At 66.6% G+C, this 17,161-nt stretch carries 17 protein-coding genes and 1 pseudogene; 10 read left to right on the top strand and 8 right to left on the bottom strand.

Annotation, left to right across the window (positions count from 1 at the left end; genetic code table 11):
- Positions 1–31 precede the first annotated feature (31 nt).
- From katG to JWN21_RS06980, 3 genes are all read left to right on the top strand, one after another.
- Positions 32–2,257, top strand: a complete 2,226-nt coding sequence (katG, locus tag JWN21_RS06970; protein ID WP_299647628.1) for a catalase/peroxidase HPI — start codon at positions 32–34, stop codon at positions 2,255–2,257.
- Positions 2,258–2,338: 81 nt separating this feature from the next.
- Positions 2,339–2,872 carry a YkgJ family cysteine cluster protein gene (locus tag JWN21_RS06975; protein WP_299647630.1) on the top strand — a complete coding sequence of 178 codons (534 nt, stop codon included), beginning with the start codon at positions 2,339–2,341 and terminating at the stop codon, positions 2,870–2,872.
- Between the two features lie 54 nt (positions 2,873–2,926).
- Complete coding sequence (locus JWN21_RS06980) at positions 2,927–4,270, top strand: sorbosone dehydrogenase family protein (RefSeq protein ID WP_299647632.1); 1,344 nt, start codon at positions 2,927–2,929, stop codon at positions 4,268–4,270.
- Between the two features lie 2 nt (positions 4,271–4,272).
- Here JWN21_RS06980 and JWN21_RS06985 read toward each other — a convergent pair whose 3' ends face one another.
- Together JWN21_RS06985 and JWN21_RS06990 are read right to left on the bottom strand one after the other, a co-directional pair.
- Entirely contained in the window at positions 4,273–4,575 is a 303-nt protein-coding gene (locus JWN21_RS06985) for a polyhydroxyalkanoic acid system family protein (protein ID WP_299647634.1), read from the bottom strand.
- A gap of 10 nt (positions 4,576–4,585) precedes the next feature.
- Complete coding sequence (locus tag JWN21_RS06990) at positions 4,586–5,002, bottom strand: VOC family protein (RefSeq protein ID WP_299647636.1); 417 nt, start codon at positions 5,000–5,002, stop codon at positions 4,586–4,588.
- 161 nt (positions 5,003–5,163) lie between these two features.
- On the opposite strand from JWN21_RS06990, the gene lnt reads away from it, so the two are divergent.
- The 4 genes from lnt (at position 5,164) to ychF (ending at position 9,770) form a co-directional block, all read left to right on the top strand.
- Complete coding sequence (gene lnt, locus JWN21_RS06995; RefSeq protein ID WP_299647638.1) at positions 5,164–6,699, top strand: apolipoprotein N-acyltransferase; 1,536 nt, start codon at positions 5,164–5,166, stop codon at positions 6,697–6,699.
- A 38-nt stretch (positions 6,700–6,737) separates the two neighbouring features.
- Positions 6,738–7,955 (top strand): methionine adenosyltransferase, encoded by a 1,218-nt coding sequence (gene metK / locus JWN21_RS07000; protein ID WP_299647640.1) that lies wholly within the window; start codon positions 6,738–6,740, stop codon positions 7,953–7,955.
- A 62-nt stretch (positions 7,956–8,017) separates the two neighbouring features.
- Entirely contained in the window at positions 8,018–8,614 is a 597-nt protein-coding gene (locus JWN21_RS07005) for a TIGR02466 family protein (protein WP_299647642.1), read from the top strand.
- Positions 8,615–8,669: 55 nt separating this feature from the next.
- Entirely contained in the window at positions 8,670–9,770 is a 1,101-nt protein-coding gene (gene ychF, locus JWN21_RS07010) for a redox-regulated ATPase YchF (RefSeq protein ID WP_299647644.1), read from the top strand.
- A gap of 12 nt (positions 9,771–9,782) precedes the next feature.
- On the opposite strand, the gene JWN21_RS07015 is transcribed toward ychF, so the two are convergent.
- A complete protein-coding gene (locus tag JWN21_RS07015; protein ID WP_299647646.1) occupies positions 9,783–11,534 on the bottom strand; it encodes a bifunctional metallophosphatase/5'-nucleotidase in 1,752 nt (583 codons plus the stop codon).
- 84 nt (positions 11,535–11,618) lie between these two features.
- On the opposite strand from JWN21_RS07015, the gene JWN21_RS07020 reads away from it, so the two are divergent.
- Positions 11,619–12,071: a MaoC family dehydratase gene (locus JWN21_RS07020; RefSeq protein ID WP_299647648.1), complete on the top strand. Its 453-nt coding sequence runs from the start codon at positions 11,619–11,621 to the stop codon at positions 12,069–12,071.
- Positions 12,072–12,110: 39 nt separating this feature from the next.
- Here the strand turns inward: JWN21_RS07020 and JWN21_RS07025 are convergent, their stop codons facing one another.
- The 5 genes and pseudogenes from JWN21_RS07025 to petA all read right to left on the bottom strand — a co-directional run bounded on the left by JWN21_RS07025 (position 12,111) and on the right by petA (position 16,052).
- Entirely contained in the window at positions 12,111–12,677 is a 567-nt protein-coding gene (locus tag JWN21_RS07025) for a hypothetical protein (RefSeq protein ID WP_299647650.1), read from the bottom strand.
- A gap of 122 nt (positions 12,678–12,799) precedes the next feature.
- A pseudogene (locus tag JWN21_RS07030) lies at positions 12,800–13,220 on the bottom strand (phosphoribosyltransferase family protein); the annotation flags it as partial.
- Between the two features lie 63 nt (positions 13,221–13,283).
- Positions 13,284–14,147: a cytochrome c1 gene (locus JWN21_RS07035; RefSeq protein WP_299647652.1), complete on the bottom strand. Its 864-nt coding sequence runs from the start codon at positions 14,145–14,147 to the stop codon at positions 13,284–13,286.
- Positions 14,148–14,173: 26 nt separating this feature from the next.
- Entirely contained in the window at positions 14,174–15,460 is a 1,287-nt protein-coding gene (locus tag JWN21_RS07040) for a cytochrome b/b6 (protein ID WP_299647654.1), read from the bottom strand.
- 7 nt (positions 15,461–15,467) lie between these two features.
- Complete coding sequence (gene petA / locus JWN21_RS07045; RefSeq protein ID WP_299647656.1) at positions 15,468–16,052, bottom strand: ubiquinol-cytochrome c reductase iron-sulfur subunit; 585 nt, start codon at positions 16,050–16,052, stop codon at positions 15,468–15,470.
- 143 nt (positions 16,053–16,195) lie between these two features.
- Here petA and JWN21_RS07050 point away from each other — a divergent pair, with 143 nt between their 5' ends.
- Together JWN21_RS07050 and JWN21_RS07055 are read left to right on the top strand one after the other, a co-directional pair.
- A complete protein-coding gene (locus tag JWN21_RS07050; protein WP_299647658.1) occupies positions 16,196–16,663 on the top strand; it encodes a tRNA (cytidine(34)-2'-O)-methyltransferase in 468 nt (155 codons plus the stop codon).
- A 1-nt stretch (position 16,664) separates the two neighbouring features.
- Entirely contained in the window at positions 16,665–17,084 is a 420-nt protein-coding gene (locus JWN21_RS07055) for a hypothetical protein (RefSeq protein ID WP_299647660.1), read from the top strand.
- Positions 17,085–17,161: the final 77 nt, after the last annotated feature.

Below are 17,161 nucleotides of genomic sequence, written 5' to 3' on the forward strand. Positions count from 1 at the left end.
CGCCGGCGGCAATGCAGAGGAGTTTTCATCCATGGACGCCACCACCTCGGGCTGCCCTTTCAACCAACCCGCCGGCGCCTCGCCGCGCAGCCTGCTGGGCCGCACCAACCGTGATTGGTGGCCCGAAGCGCTGCCGATCGACATGCTTCACCAGCATGGGGTCTCGCCCGATCCGATGGGCGCGGACTTCGACTATGCGGCGGCGTTCAAGGCGCTCGATTATGACGCGCTCAAGGCCGACCTCCTCGCGCTGATGACCGACAGCAAGGAATGGTGGCCCGCCGATTACGGTCATTATGGCCCGTTCATGGTCCGCATGGCCTGGCACGCGGCGGGCACCTATCGTGTGACGGACGGGCGCGGCGGCGCGTCGTCGGGGCAGCAGCGGTTCGAGCCGCTGAACAGCTGGCCCGACAACGGCAACCTGGACAAGGCGCGGCGTCTGCTGTGGCCGATCAAGCAGAAGTACGGCAAGAACATCAGCTGGGCCGACCTGTTCATCCTGGCCGGCAACGTCGCGATCGAAAGCATGGGCGGGCCGGTGTTCGGCTTCGGCGGCGGTCGCAAGGACGTATTCCAGTCCGAGGGCGACACCTTCTGGGGCGCGGAGGAGCTGTGGGTCAATCAGGGCGTGAAAACCCGCATCGTCCCCGAGGAGGACGTCCACGAGCTCGAAGGGCCGCTCGCCGCGATCCAGATGGGCCTGATCTACGTCAATCCCGAGGGTCCGGGCGGCAACCCCGACCCGCTCCAGTCGGCGCGCGACATGCGCGCGACCTTCAGCCGCATGGCGATGAATTCGGAGGAGACCGTCGCGCTCACCGCCGGTGGCCATGCTTTCGGCAAGGCGCATGGCGCGAAGCCGGGCGAGACCTTCGGCCAGAACCCGGCGTCCGAGGCGGTCCACATGCAGGGCCTGGGCTGGATGACCGACAGCGAGGAGATCGGCCGCGGCCACATCACCACGTCCGGTATCGAGGGCGCGTGGAGCAACACGCCGACGGCGTGGAACGGCAATTATTTCCGGCTGCTGTTCAAGTACGACTATGAGCTGGTCGAGAGCCCGGCGGGCGCCAAGCAGTGGCAGCCGGTCAACCCCGACCCCGAGGACATGGCGCCCGACGCCCGCGATCCGAACAAGCGCGTGCCGACGATGATGACCACCGCCGACATGGCGCTGAAGATGGACCCCGAGTTCCGCGCCATCTCCGAGCGCTTCCGCGACGATCAGGCGGCGCTCGACGATGCGTTCGCGCGCGCCTGGTTCAAGCTGACGCACCGCGACATGGGGCCGAAGGTCCGGCTGCTCGGGCCGGAGGTGCCGGGAGAGGAGCTGCTGTGGCAGGACCCAGTCCCGGCCGGAACGACGCTGTCCGATGCCGACGTCGCCGCCTTCAAGACGAAGGTGCTGGCGAGCGGGCTGACCGTCGGCCAGCTCGTCAAGACGGCCTGGGCATCCGCCTCGACCTATCGCAAGTCCGACCATCGCGGCGGCGCGAACGGCGCGCGCATCGCCCTGGCGCCGCAGAAGGACTGGCCGGTCAACGAGCCGGAGCAGCTGGCGATCGTGCTCGCTAAGCTGAACGAGCTTCGCGGGCCGATCAGCCTAGCCGACGCCATCGTGCTTGGCGGCGCGGCGGCGGTGGAGAAGGCTGCCAAGGAGGCCGGCTTCGACGTGACCGTGCCTGTGTCGACCGGGCGCGGCGACGCGACTCAGGAAATGACCGAAGTGGAAAGCTTCCGCTGGATGGAGCCGCAGGCCGACGGCTTCCGCAATTGGTTGAAGACGCGCCAGCCGGTGAAGACGGAGGAGCTGCTGCTCGACAAGGCCTCGCTGCTCGGCCTGTCGGCGCCCGAGATGACGGTGCTGCTCGGCGGCCTACGCGTGCTCGGTGCCAATCACGGTGACATTCCGGAAGGCGTGCTCACCGACCGCAAGGGTCAGCTCACCAACGACTTTTTCGTCAAGCTGCTCGACAACGATACGTTTTGGGAACTGGTCGATCGGTCGAGCGACGAGGAATTCATCGGCTATGTGCGGGCCGGCCGGACCGAGAAGTGGCGCGCGACGCGCACCGACCTGGTCTTCGGATCCAACTCCCAGCTTCGCGCCACGGCGGAGGTCTATGCGGAAACGGGCAATGAGGAGAAGTTCGTGCGCGATTTCGTAAGGGCATGGACGAAGGTGATGGAGGCCGACCGCTTCGATCTTCACTACGGCGCGTTCATCGCCGGCGACGCCGAACAGGCCGCCTGACGCAAGGGGGCCGCTGGCGTCGAGTGCGTCGGCGGCCTCTTGCCTTGCGATTGGCCGACCCGAGGGTTAGCCCACCGCGTCGTGACGTTCTCGCCCGCCTCGCAGCTTTGCACCGACTGCGGGCTGTGCTGCGACGGAACGCTGTTCGATATCGCGACCTTCCAGCCGGCGGAGGTCGATCGCCTTCTCGCGCTCGGTTTCACGATCCGCGAAGACGGGTCAGGGGTCGCATTTGCACTGCCCTGCCACCTTCTGGATGGTGCCTGTTGCACCATCTACGATGAGCGGCCGTCCAAATGCCGGACCTTTCGTTGCGGGTTGTTGAAACGGCTGGATCGGGATGAGGTGACGGTGGCCGAGGCTCAGGACGTGGTCGCCAAGGCCAAGTCGCTGCGCGATGCTGCGGCCAGTACCGACGCCGACGCGGCGAGCGTCCAAACGAGGCTTGCGCGCCGGCGCGCTGTGGCAAACTGGCGCGACATCGTAGATCCCGCACGGCGGATGAAGGCAGCTGCCTTGTACCTCCAGCTCGTCGCGTTCGACCGCTACCTTGATCTGCACTTCCGCAACAAACCCGTGAACCAGTTCGGCGACATTGAGACGTCGGAACGCTAGGACCGTGGTAAGCCGCCCTTCCCTGCCGTGGTCGGATCGCGTATTTCCACAGGCATGATCAAGCACATCCTGCGCGTCGCGCTCGTCCTTCTGCTGCTCGCGGTCGGCGTTGCCGTCTATCTGGGCTGGCCGGACGACGCACGGCTCGACATCAGCGCGGTGCAGGGCACGCGCCCGACCATTTCCGAACCGCGCCGCCAGATCATCCCGACGGTCAGGGTCGCGGACGCCGTCGGCTGGCAGGGCGGCGCGATGCCGACGCCGGCAGCCGGCCTGACCGTGCAGCCGTTTGCGCGCGGGCTCGATCATCCCCGCTGGCTGTACCGCCTGCCCAATGGCGACGTGCTGGTCGCGGAGAGCAACTCGCCGCCACGCAAGGGCGGCGGTATTCAGGGCATCGTCATGGGCTTGCTGCTCGGCAAGGCGGGCGCGGGGGTGCCGTCGGCCAATCGCATCACGCTGCTGCGCGACGCGGACGGCGACGGCGTGGCGGAGGTCAAGACGCCGTTCCTCACCGGCCTTGCCTCGCCGTTCGGCATGGTGCTGTCGGGTGACCAGCTCTACATCGGCAACCACGATGCCGTCGTCCGCGTCCCGTACACGGCCGGCGCGACGCGGATCACCGCGCGCCCTGAACTGATCGTTAAGCTGCCCCCAGCCGGCAATCACTGGACGCGCGGGTTGGTCGCGACGCCCGACGGCAAGCGGCTGTTCGTCAGCGTCGGCTCGGCGTCCAACATCGCTGAGAACGGTATCGAGATCGAACGCTATCGCGCCAGCATCCTGGAGGTCGCACCCGATACCAAGACGATGCGCATCTATGCATCCGGCCTGCGCAACCCGGTCGGCATGGCGATCAATCCCGTCACCAGGCAGCTGTGGACCGTGGTCAACGAGCGCGACATGCTGGGTTCCGACCTCGCGCCGGATTACCTGACGCAGGTCAATCTCGGGGACAATTTCGGCTGGCCCTGGTATTACTGGGGCGGCTATCCGGATGCGCGCGTCAAGCCGAAGAACCCGGCCTTGCAGGAATATTCCAAGCGGCCCGACTTTGCGTTGGGGCCGCACGTCGCGGCGCTGGGGCTGGCGTTCTCGGACGAGGTGCGGCTGGGCGGCCGCTTTGGCGGCGGAGCATTTATCGGCGAGCATGGCTCGTGGAACCGCAAGCCGGTGTCCGGGTACAAGGTCGTGTTCGTACCGTTCGCCAGCTCCGGGTTTCCGGCCGCCGGCGCGAAGCCGGTCGACGTGCTGACCGGATTCCTCGACGCCAACGGCGACGCGCGAGGTCGGCCGGTGGGCGTGATCGGCGACCGTACGGGTGCGCTGCTGGTGGCGGATGACGTGGGCAATGTGATCTGGCGCGTGGCACCGGCACGGAAATCGGCGGCGCGCTGAACTTATTTCAGCAGCTTGGGTGCCTGCGACTCGATGGCGGCCTTGATCGGGCCGGCGAGCAGGCTGAGCATGCCGGGCAGATCGACGACCGCACGGACATGCTTGTCGAACACGATCGCGGTGCAGGCGACCTGCTGCCCCATCGCCGCGACCGTGAAGTGCATGGTGTCGCCCTCCCAGCGGTGCTGGACCGTCGCCCCGCCCGGAATCTTCTCGCCCAGCTTGCCGACGCCGCCGTCAAGCCGCGCACGCACGCCTGCCTTGCCTAGGCTGTGCGGGATATCCAGGGCGAGAGGCTGAGACATGAGCCGTCCTTTATGTTGCGAATAGCTGGTTGTCGTCACCGAACGCCTTGAACTCCAGCGCGTTGCCGCTTGGATCGCGAAAGAACATCGTCGCCTGTTCGCCCGGCTGGCCGGCGAAGCGGATGTGCGGCTCGATCCCGAACCGGACACCGGCAGCGCGGACGCGCTCGCTGAGTGCCTGCCAGTCGGACATTGTCAGCACGACGCCGAAATGGGGCACTGGCACGTCGTGGCCGTCGACGGGATTGCTGCTTTCCGCCGTCGCGGTCGCCGACCGATGCGCGACGAGCTGATGGCCGAAGAAGTCGAAGTCGATCCACTGGTCGGACGAGCGCCCTTCAGGACAGCCGAGCACGCCGCCATAGAATGCGCGCGCGGCGGCGAGATCGTGGACGGGGAAGGCGAGGTGAAAGGGGCGCAGCGACATAGACGAAGCCCTAGCACCACCACCCTCCCCGGCGAAAGCCGGGGCCGAGATGCGCCCTGCCCGCCTTTGCGGTCGGTAAAGAGATCGCGACGCCGAACTAGGCCTCGGCTTTCGCCGGGGAAGCAGTTGTGTCGCCCGGTTAGCACTACCATAGCCTTGTCGTGACCTACCCTGCTCTGTTCTCCCTCCTACTCGGCGCCATCGCCGCGCTCGGCTTCGCGCCGCTGGAGCTATGGCCGCTGACGCTGCTCGCCTTTGCAGGCTGGCTGATGCTGGTCCACGCCGCGCCGACGTGGCGGGCGGCGGCGTGGCGCGGATGGCTGTTCGGCGTCGGCCATTTCACGATCAACAACAACTGGATCCAGCACGCCTTCACTTTCCAGGACGCGATGCCGCCGGTGCTCGGTTATGGCGCACCGATTGGGCTGGCGCTGTACTTGGCGGTGTTCCCGACGGCGGCGGCGCTGGCGATGTGGCGATGGCGCGGAGCGAGGCCGGACGCGGCGTTCGCCCTGATCGCGGGCGCGGCGTGGATCGCAACGGAATGGACCCGGAGCTGGCTGTTCACCGGCTACCCCTGGGATCCGCTGGCCGCGATCTGGGTGCCGCTGCTGCCCGTGGCGAGCCTTGCCGCCCTGATCGGCACCTATGCGCTGAGCGGCGCAACCGTTGTTGTGGCGGGGCTCATTCTGGTCGCCCTGCGCGGCCGATGGCAGCCGGTCGTGGTTGCAACGGCTGTGTTACTCGCAGCCATGTTGGTCGGCCCGCTAGTGCGTCCCCCTGCCAAGGAGCCGACACTCCCCGACCCTCACCCCCGCCTTGTGGTCGTTCAGCCCAACATCGGCAACGACCTGCGGGTGGAACAGTCACGGGAGCGCTCGCTGGCCGATCTGATCCGGAGATCCGGCCGGCCCGGCCCGGAGCCCAGGCTCGTGGTGTGGCCCGAAGGGCTGGTCTACGACATGCTGGAGAGCGGCTACCCCGATGCCTGGTATGGCGCTCGCCCGGCGGAGCGCGTGCGGGCGCGGATCGCGCAGACGCTCGGGCCGCGCGACCTGCTGATGACCAATGCTCCGACGCTGTCGTTCGACGCGAATGGCGAGATCGCCGGGGCGGCAAATTCGGTGCTGTCGATCACACCGGGCGGGACGATCGCGGGCCGGTACGACAAGTCGCATCTGGTGCCTTATGGCGAGTATCTGCCGATGCCATGGCTGCTGAAGCCGCTAGGACTCGCGCGGCTGGTGCCGGGCAGCATCGACTTCGGCCCCGGTCCCGGCCCGCGCGCCCTCGAATGGCCCGGTGTCGGCTCAATCGGCATCCAGGTCTGCTACGAGATCGTCTTCTCCGGCCAGGTGGTCGACCCGGCCAACCGCCCGCGCCTGCTGTTCAACCCGTCGAACGATGCCTGGTTCGGCAGCTGGGGCCCTCCCCAACATCTTGCGCAAGCGCGATTGCGCGCGATCGAGGAAGGTCTGCCGATCGTGCGCGCGACCCCGACCGGTATCTCGGCCGTGATTGCAGCGGATGGGACGCTGCTTGCGAGTATCCCGCTCGGCAAGGCGGGAACGATCGACGCGCCAATGCCGGTGCCTTTTCCACCGACGCTGTTCTCGCGAGTGGGAAACTGGATGGCGCTGCTCGTTGCGCTGCTGCTCTCAGCCGGAGCCGTTGCCATTCGGTGGCGAGGTCGCTAGGCGCATATAAAGCTTTCCTTATATCCGTCGGAATCCTCATGCGCGCCTCTTATCTTTTCACGTCCGAATCGGTGTCCGAGGGCCATCCCGACAAGGTCGCCGACCAGATCAGCGACGCGGTGGTGGATCTGTTCCTGTCCAAGGACCCGCAGGCGCGGGTCGCGTGCGAGACGCTGACGACCACCAACAAGGTGGTCCTCGCCGGCGAGATCCGCGGCCATGGCGTCTACGAAGACGGCGAGTGGGCACCGGGTATTCTCGACGAGATCGAGGCAGCGGTGCGCGCGACGGTGAAGCGGATCGGGTACGAACAGGACGGCTTCCACTGGCGCACGTTTGACTTCTCGAACAACCTGCACGGTCAGTCCGCGGAAATCGCGATGGGCGTCGACGAAGCTGGCAACAAGGACGAAGGCGCCGGCGACCAGGGCATCATGTTCGGATACGCCACGGACGAGACCGCCGGACTGATGCCGGCGACGCTATACTACAGCCACAAGCTGCTCGAGCGGATGGCGACCGACCGCCATTCGGGCGCTGCCCCCTTCCTGGAGCCCGACGCCAAAAGCCAGGTGACGCTGCGCTACGAGAATGAGATGCCGGTCGCGGCAACCGCGCTGGTCGTGTCGACGCAGCACAAGCGTGGCTATTGCGAGAAGGGCGAGCATGCCGACGCTGCGAAATATGCGGAGCTGCGCGCCTATGTGACGGGCGTTATGCACGACGTCCTGCCCGATGGCTTCATCACCGACGAGACCGCCATCTACATCAACCCGACCGGCGCATTCGAGATCGGCGGGCCTGACGGCGACGCCGGGCTGACCGGCCGCAAGATCATCGTCGACACCTATGGCGGTGCCGCGCCCCATGGCGGCGGCGCGTTCAGCGGCAAGGACCCGACCAAGGTTGACCGCTCGGCCGCCTATGTCGCGCGCTACCTGGCCAAGAACGTCGTCGCGGCAGGCCTCGCGCGCCGCTGCACTATCCAGCTCAGCTACGCGATCGGCATTGCCGAGCCGTTGAGCGTCTATGTCGACACGCACGGCACCGGCACGGTCGACGAGGCGAAGCTGGAGGCGGTGTTGCCGCAGCTGGTCCGCCTGACGCCCAAGGGCATCCGCGAGCATCTGAAGCTCAACGCGCCGATCTATGCCAAGTCCGCCGCCTACGGCCATTTCGGTCGCGACGCGCAGGGCGACCATTTCACCTGGGAACGGACCGACTTGGTCGAAAAGCTGAAGGCGGCACTGGCGTAATCCTGGTCGCCCGGACTCTCGTCCGGGATGACGGACGCGGGTCGCTCGGCTACCCCCTACCGATGATCCGCCAGCTCTTCCCGACCCTCGTCTACGAAGACATGCTCGGCGACGAGTTGCTTCTCGCCGCGCTCGAGCACTCCGTTCGCACGCTTGCCACGGACGACACCGCCGGGCGGCGCTGGGCGCGCGAGCATGGCTATCGCGGCTATACGTCCTACGCCTCGCTAAACGACCTGCCGGTTCGCGATCCCGCATTCGCCGACCTGAAACGCAACCTGGACCGGCATGTCGCGCGGTTCGCGCAGGCGTGCGTTTTTGATCTCACCCGCAAGCTCAGGCTCGACTCGCTGTGGGTCAATGTGTTGCAGGGCGGCGGCGCCCACAGCGCGCATCTGCACCCGCACAGCGTGGTGTCGGGCACGCTGTACCTGGCGCTGCCGCCGGGTTCGCGCGGTTTGAAGCTGGAGGATCCCAGGCTCGCGATGCTGATGGCCGCCCCGCCCCGCCAAGTCGATGCGCCCGAGGCGATGCGGACGTTCGTCGAACTGACGCCCACGCCCGGCACGGTGCTGTTGTGGGAAAGCTGGCTGCGCCACGAGGTCCCCGCCGGCACCGGCAAGGGCGAACGGATCAGCATCAGCTTCAACTATCGCTGACAGGCCGGTCGCGCTCGGCTACAGCGCGGCGCTTTCAACTGAGACAGGTTCAATCATGGGTTTTCGCTGCGGCATCGTCGGGCTGCCGAATGTCGGCAAATCGACGCTTTTCAATGCGCTCACGCAGACCGCTGCGGCGCAGGCGGCGAACTATCCGTTCTGCACGATCGAACCCAATGTCGGCAACGTCGCGGTTCCCGACGAGCGGCTTCAGAAGCTCGCGGCACTGGCGGGATCGGCGAAGATCATCGAGACGCAGCTGGGCTTCGTCGACATCGCCGGCCTGGTGCGTGGCGCGTCCAAGGGCGAGGGGCTCGGCAACCAGTTCCTCGCCACCATCCGCGAGGTCGACGCGATCGTCCATGTGCTGCGCTGTTTCGAGGATGACGACGTCACGCACGTCGACGGCAAGGTCGATCCGCTCGCCGACGCCGAAACGGTCGAGACCGAGCTCATGCTCGCCGACTTGGAGAGCCTGGAGAAGCGTGTCCCCAACCTCCAGAAGAAAGCCGCGCAGGGCGACAAGGATGCCAAGTCGGCGGCGGTGGTGCTCGGCCGCGCGCTGGACCTGCTGCGCGAAGGCAAGCCGGCGCGGCTGACGGTCGCCAGCGACCCGGAGGAGACGCGGCATCTGGCCCAGGCGCAGCTGCTGACGGGCAAGCCGGTGCTGTATGTCTGCAACGTCGACGAGGCGAACGCAGCCGACGGCAACGATCTCTCCGCGCGCGTCTTCGCCAAGGCGGCGGCCGAGGGTGCGCAGGCGGTGGTGGTATCGGCGGCGATCGAGGCGGAGATCGCGACCATGCCTGCTGACGAACGGGCTGAATTCCTCGCCGAGCTGGGACTGACCGAGACCGGCCTCGCGCGCGTCATCCGCGCCGGTTATGAACTGTTGCACCTCCAGACCTTCTTCACGGTCGGGCCAAAGGAGGCGCGTGCGTGGACCGTCGACGTCGGGGCCAAGGCCCCACAGGCGGCGGGTGCGATCCATTCCGACTTCGAGCGCGGCTTTATCCGCGCGGAAACCACTGCATTCGCGGATTTCGTGGCGCTTGGCGGCGAGGCGGGCGCGCGCGAAGCGGGCAAGCTGCGCTCCGAAGGCAAGGAATATGTGGTGCAGGACGGCGACGTGATGCTGTTCCGCTTCAACGTCTGAGCGCAGCGCAGGTCAGCCGCCTGACGGGACGTCGACGCGGGTGATCCGGTCGGCGGTGGGCGGTGTCAGCGTGCCCGCCGCGCGGACAAACGCTTCGAAGGCGTCGATGTCCTCCGCTCCACCGGGCAGGTCCGTACCATTCGTGAACCCGGTGAAATTGTCGCCGCCCGCCGCGAGAAAGTTGCTGACCCCGACGCGGTAGGTCCGCGCCTCGTCGACGGGTGCTCCGTTCAGTCGCATATCCATGATGCGCGCGCCGGCCGGTCGCCGCAGGTCGTACCGATAGGTAAGCCCTTTCGAAACCATCATCATGTTGGGCTGCTCAACGGTGTTGGATGCGCTATCGAACTGCTGCTCCAGCACGTGGCGGATCTGCGCCCCGGTCATGCCCTTCACCTGCAGCGTGTTGCCGAACGGCATGACGGCATAAAGCTGGCCATAGGTGACGCTGCCGTCCGCCGTCGGGTTCAGGTCCGCGCGCAGGCCCTCGCTGTTCATGAAGGCGATGTCCGTGCCCGTCGCCTGCCGCTGCACGTCGGCGATCAGATTGCCCAGCACCGATTCGCCCGATGGCGTTCGCTGCCGGGTCGCGGGCGCGGACATCCGGCCGACGACCCGGGCCGCCACGGGCGTCGCCGCGGCGACATAGCGATTTACCAGCGCCGCCACGCGCGGCTCGGCCGCATAGACCGGGAACTCGGACCGTAGCGGCACCGGGCCGCTTGCGCTGGTATAGGCGGCGCCCTGCACGATTAGGTTGTCCGCACGCTTTCCCGTGACCCGCCGGCGCGCGGGATCGACGAGCAGCTCGATGTCGGTCAGCATCGTGCCGTTGCGCCCGGCGCTGGTGACCAGCATTGGGCGGGTCGGATCGATCGTCGCGTAGTCGCAGACGTAAGCGCGATGGGTATGGCCAGACACGACGAGGTCGACCGCCGGGTCGAGCTTGGCCAATATGGGCAACAGATCGCCCGAGACGCCGCCGCAGCTTTTGTCGTTGTAGCCGACCTTCGTATACAGGCCCTGGTGGATCAGCACGACGATCGCCGCCGCACCGTCGGCGCGTAAGGACGGCACGAGCGCGTTGATGGTGTCCGCCTCGTCCTGAAACGTCAGCGACGCAACGTTGGTGGGCACCACCAGACTGGGCGTGGTGCGCAGGGTCAGGCCGATGAACCCGACGCGGACCGCGCGCGCCCCCGCACCGAGAGTTCGGATCGCGGTGGCGGGGAATAGCGTGCCACCATCGCGGGTGCGGACGTTGGCAGCGAGATAGTTGAACGACGCGCCGGGGAAGGTCGGATCGACCCGGCACGGTTTGCGCCCGGTATGCTGGACGCACCCTCCCCCCTGCAGCCGCTTGAGCTCGTCGGGGCCGCGATCGAATTCGTGATTGCCGACCGCGTTCAGGTCGAGCCCGATCAGGTTCATCGCCAGGATCGTGGGTTCATCGAGGAATTGCGACGAGACGAACGGGGAAGCGCTGGTCAGGTCGCCGGCAGCGACCACGAGGCTGTTGGAGTTCTGTGCTTTCAGTCGTGCGACAGCGGTCGCCAAATGCGCGGCGCCGCCCGCCGGCACGTTCACGGTGGTCCCGCCCGCGTTCGTCACGGGAACGCTGTTGCCGGGCGGCTCCAGGGCGCCGTGAAAATCGTTGAGCGCGATGATCTTGACCGCGACGGGGCCGGTCGCCCGTCGCTCGGCAAGCGGCGTGGCACAGGCGCTCAGGGCGGCAAACGAGAGCAGAAGAGGCAGATGGCGCATCGTGGCTCCGGGCGTCTGGCGTGCGACCCGGTCTTGGCATGGGCGCGAAGGGCTGTCACGAAGCCATGCAGGCGGAGATCGGCGATGCAGTATTTTGAAGACCTGGAGATTGGTCGCCGGGCGAAGTTCGGCAGCTATCATGTCACCCGCGAGGAGGTGATTGCATTTGCGGAGAAGTACGATCCGCAGCCGTTTCACCTGTCCGACGAGGCTGCCGCGAAGACGCATTTCGGTCGGCTGTCGGCCAGCGGCTGGCACACCTGCGCAATGACAATGGCGATGCTGGTAGAAAATCTGAAGGCCAACGCCCAGGCAGGTCTCGGCTCGCCGGGGATCGACGAGCTGCGCTGGCTGAAGCCGGTCTATCCGGGCGATACGCTGCGCTGCGAAACCGAGCTGATCGAGAAGCGGGTATCGGCAAAGCGGCCAGAGATGGGCATCTTCAAATCTCGGCTGACCGTGTTCAACCAGGACGATGTCGCGGTCGCATCGATGGTCTCCAACGGGCTGATCCAGACCCGCCCTGCCGCGACATAGCCATGTCCCCCGACCGCAGGCCGGGGGGACCGGGTAAGCTCAGTTGCGGATGTCGCGACGGTTTTCGCGGCGCAGCGCGCGACGGTCCTGCCGCTGCCCGGTACGATAATTCTGCCGGTCTTCGCGCCGTTCGGTCCGGAACTGCTCACGGGTCACCGTGCCATTCTGGAGTGCCTGACGGTCCTGACGGCGGTCCTGGACATATTCGCGCCGGTCCTGACGCTGGTCGCGACTGAAAGCCTGCCAGTTATCCTGCACCTCGCGGCGGTCTTCGCGATACTCGGCGCGACCGCCACGCCCCTGATACTGGTTGCGGTACTGCTGACGACCCTGCCAGTAGCGCTGCTGATCGTCGTTCCAGCGATACGGCCGGCGATACTGGTCGTAGACGTAATAGCCGGTGCCCGGATAGTAATAGTCGCCGTACCATCCATAGTAGCTGCTGCTGGTCGGATAGCCGGGGTAGCCATAGTCGCCATAGCCGCCGTAGCCGCCGTAATTGCTGTAACCGACGTTGACGCCGCTATAGCCATAACCGTCGGTGCACGCCGTCGTCGTTAGCCCGAGGCCGATCGCCAGGCCTGCCGTCCCCAATATCTTGAACATGAAGGTTCTCCCACACTGGAGCCGCGGCAGGGTAAGCGCCGCAATAACCATGAAACGACGGCCATGCCGACGCGGTTCCGTCAGTGGCCGGGGAAGTCCATCGGCGCGGTGACCTGGACGCCCTAGCCGCACAATGGTGCCCGCACGGGCGAGGTCGGGCAGGTAGAACAGGAACAGCGCCTGGGCGACGGGTGCGCCCCCCTTTTGCATCAGCCGGACAGCGGCGCGTGCGGTGCCGCCGGTGGCGATCAGGCCGTCGACCAGCAGCACGCGCGCGCCGGGCGCGCACGCGACCGCATGCACAGCGATGCGGTCGCGCCGATATTCGGTGCATAATCCTGGGCGATGGTGGTGCCGGACAGTCTGCCGTCCTTGCAGATCAACAGCACGCCTGCGTCCAGCGGGATCGCCATCGCGGCGCCGAACAGGAAACCCCGCGGCTCGACTCTCGCGATCAGGGCCATCGGTCTCCGCGACGAGGCGGTCGACCCGCGCCTTCAGTCCGGCCGCACCGATCAGCAGCGTGGTGAGGTCGCGACACTGCGCCGACTACGCTGCCCGCCGTGGCGACTCCTCGGCTTGCTTATGCAACCCGAGGGCGCCCGCTCAATGCTTCAGGTCGCGCCACACATTCTTGTACGCGCCCCATGCCAGGAAGCAGAAGATCAGGATGAAGGCGAGCGCGCCCAGACCGGCCGCGTGGCGCGATTCCAGGTTCGGCTCCGCGGTCCAGGTGAGGAATGCCGCCACGTCCTTTGACATCTGATCGACCGTCGGCGCGGTGCCGTCCTCGTACGTCACCTGGCCGTTGGCCGTGAACGGCGGGGGCATGGCAATGTTCAGGTTGGGGAAGTACGGGTTGAAGTGGAGCCCCTGTGGCGTCTTCACGTCAGGGAACTTCTTCAACAACTCCTCGCCATCGTGGTTCTTGTAACCCTCCTGCTTCCGATAGCCGGTCAGCAGCGAGTAGATGTAGTTGCCCCCATCGTGCCGTGCCTTGACCAGCAGCGAGGCATCGGGCGGCAGCGCATTGTTGTTGGCGGCCCGCGCGGCGATTTCGTTGAGATAGGGCGACGGCACGCGGTCGGAGGGCACGTTCTTGCGCGTCATCGACTCACCGGTGTCCGGGTTCGACGTCGGTTGCTCGATCGGCCAGCCGGCGGCGAGCGTCTTCACCTGTGCCTCGTTGTAGCCGAGGTCGGCGAAGTCGCGAAACGCCACGTACTTCAGCGAATGGCAGGCGGCGCAGACCTCCTGGAAGACCTTGAGCCCACGCTGCAGCTGCTGGCGATCCCAGCGGCCGAACATGCCGTCCGACGCGAGGTTCGCCGCGCGCGGGTGCTCATAGAACGCGTGCTCCGCGGTCTCGACGGTGGGGGCTTGCACCGCGTCTTTCGCGGTGAAGAACAGCGACAGCGCGAGGACGAAGATGAACCCCGCGCCGATCAGGATGGAGATGAGACGAGCCATTGTTTTTCCTTATCCGTCCTGCTCGTTCAGCTCGCCATCGCGGTTTTAGCGGGCGACGTTCCGCCATGCTTCTGCAGCACCGCTTCGGTAATCGAATTGGGCAGTGGCCGAGGTCGCTCCGCCATCGATACCAGCGGGAGAATGACCAGGAAGTGCGCGAAATAGTACATCGTCGCGATCTGCCCCAGCATCACGTTGCGCGGGCTCGCTTCCGCGCCGCCGACATAGCCGAGCAGGAGGATGTCGAACAGCAGGACGATCAGGAACCAGCGATAGGTCGGCCGAAAATTGGCCGAGCGCACCGGCGACTTGTCGATCCAGGGCAGGAAGAACAGCAGCAGGATCGACGCGAACATCGCGATCACGCCCCACAGCTTCGCGTCGAGAATGAAGTTCGTCGTGAAGCTCTTCAGGATCGCGTAGAAGGGCAGGAAATACCATTCGGGCACGATGTGCGCCGGCGTCGAGAGCGGGTTGGCCTCGATGTAATTGTCCGGATGACCCAGCAGGTTGGGCTGGAAGAAGATGAACCCGGCGAAGATCAGGAAGAACACGCCGACGCCAACCGCGTCCTTGGCCGTATAATAGGGATGGAACGGCACCGTGTCCTTTTCCGACTTGACCTCCACGCCGGTCGGGTTGCTCGAACCGGGAATATGCAGCGCCCAGATGTGCAGGATGATGACGCCCGCCGTCACGAACGGCAGCAGATAGTGCAACGAGAAGAAACGATTGAGCGCCGCGTTGTCCGGCGCGTAGCCGCCCAGCAGCCACACGCGGATGCTCTCGCCGACCAGCGGAATGGCCGAGAAGAAGCCGGTGATCACCTGCGCGCCCCAGAAGCTCATCTGCCCCCAGGGCAGCACATAGCCCATGAACGCGGTCGCCATGATCAGCAGGAAGATGACCACGCCCAGCAACCAAACCATCTCGCGCGGAGCCTTGTACGACCCGTAATACAGCCCGCGCGCGATGTGGATGTACACCACCGCCAGGAACATCGACGCGCCGTTGGCGTGGGCATAGCGCAGGAACCAGCCAGCGTTGACGTCGCGCATGATGCTCTCGGTCGACGCGAACGCAACGCCGGCATTGGCGGCGTAGTGCATTCCCAGCGTAACGCCCGTGACGATCTGAATGACCAGCGCCGCACCCGCGAGCACGCCGAAGTTCCAGAAATAATTGAGGTTGCGCGGCACGGGGTAGCCCGCGCCGATCGCGTTATACATGAGCCGCGGCAACGGCAGTTTCTCATCCAGCCACCGCATAAGCGGCACCTTTGGCTCGTAATGCTTGGCCCAGGGAAAGCTCATATCTGCCTCAGCCGACCGTCACGGTCGTATCGGAGTTGAAGACGTAGTCGGGCACCGTCAGGTTGGTCGGCGCAGGGCCGGAACGGATACGGCCGGCGGTATCGTAAGCCGAACCGTGACAGGGGCAGAAATAACCGCCGAACGGCCCCTTGTTCTCGCCCTCTCCGGCGCCGAGCGGCACGCAGCCCAGATGCGTGCACACACCCAGCGTGATCAGCCAGTTCTTCTTGTCGGGCTTCGTCCGGTCGGCCAGCGTCTGCGCATCGCGCAGATCCCCGACCGGCACCTTGTCGGCCTCCGCGATCTCGGCGGGCGTCAGGTTGCGCACGAACAAGGGCTGCTTGCGGAAGCTAGTCTTGATCGCCTGGCCGGGCTCGATCTTGGACAGGTCGATCTCGGTGGTCGATTGCGCCAGCACGTCCGCCGACGGGTTCATCTGATTGACCAGCGGCAGGATGATGGCGACCACCCCTGTCCCGGCGAACGCGACGGTGGCGATGTTGAGAAAATCGCGCCGGCGCGGATCGCCGACCGGCTCGTCCAGCAGCGCCGGGTCTTCGCCAGGAGGAAGCTGATCGGAAACGGTCGCCATTCAATCGAGCCCTATGATTGCGAACACGGGCGAACGCCCGATTGGTCCCGCGCGAGGGGCGGGGTGACTGGTTCCAAATAGACACCGCCCCGCGCCTTTGCCAACACCTTTTGGCTGACGGTCACGTGGGGTTAACAGTATCAATGCGGATCGCACTGTATCAGCCGGAAATCGCCGGCAATGTCGGCGCGGTTCTGCGCACGGCGGCGTGCCTGGGCGCGAGCGTCGACCTGATCGAGCCGCTGGGATTCGTGTGGGACGACAAGCGGGTGGCGCGCGCGGCGATGGACTATATCGATCACGTGGCCGTGGCGCGCCACGCCGACTGGGAGGCGTTTGCCCGAACGGTCCGCGGGCGGCTGGTGCTGGCGACCACCCGTGGGGCGCGCGACCTGTGGGACACGCGGTTCGCGACGGGTGACGTGCTGCTGTTCGGATCGGAGGGGGCGGGCGTGCCCGACGCCGTGCATGCGCGCGCCGATCTGGCGGTGCGGGTGCCGGTACGGGCGGAGGTTCGGTCGCTCAACCTGTCGGTCACGGTGGGGATCGTGCTGGCGGAGGCGCTGCGGCAGACACGCGGGCCCGTGCCCGGGATCGAGGCCGGCGAATAGCTTGCGCGGGGCCGGCGGCGCGCAGGCCAAGGATGTAGCGGACGCATTGCGGGAAATGATCGGGCGGTTGGGTCCGCTGTTTGCAACACGGACGGCCGTGGTGATGTCGTCGGGAGTCGCCAAGTTGCAGGCGCGGCGAATCGCCGATGTCGACGCCGAGGTGTTCACGTCGATGGTGCTGGCGCGGGACTGGGTGTTGCGGGCCGCCGCGACGGCGCCAGCGTCGCCCCCCGTGGATGACGAGCCGAGCGATGCGCGAGCCGAAGGATTGACGGTTCACGTTCACGGCCCGTCGGATGTCGACGTGACGATGACCCCCGCGGCTGCGCTGGAAACCGCCAGGCGCATCGGCGATGCAGCCGCCGAAGTTCTGCTCGCGGTCAACGCAGGCAAGCCGGAGCCGCGCCGGCGCGCCGCATGACGAACACCTGGCCATCGCATCCCGAACAATAGCGGCTTGCGCCGGTCTCGACCCCTCTGGCCCCGCCCGCTACAGCG

It is taken from the genome of Sphingomonas bacterium (assembly GCF_028292945.1).
Taxonomy (GTDB): domain Bacteria; phylum Pseudomonadota; class Alphaproteobacteria; order Sphingomonadales; family Sphingomonadaceae; genus Sphingomonas.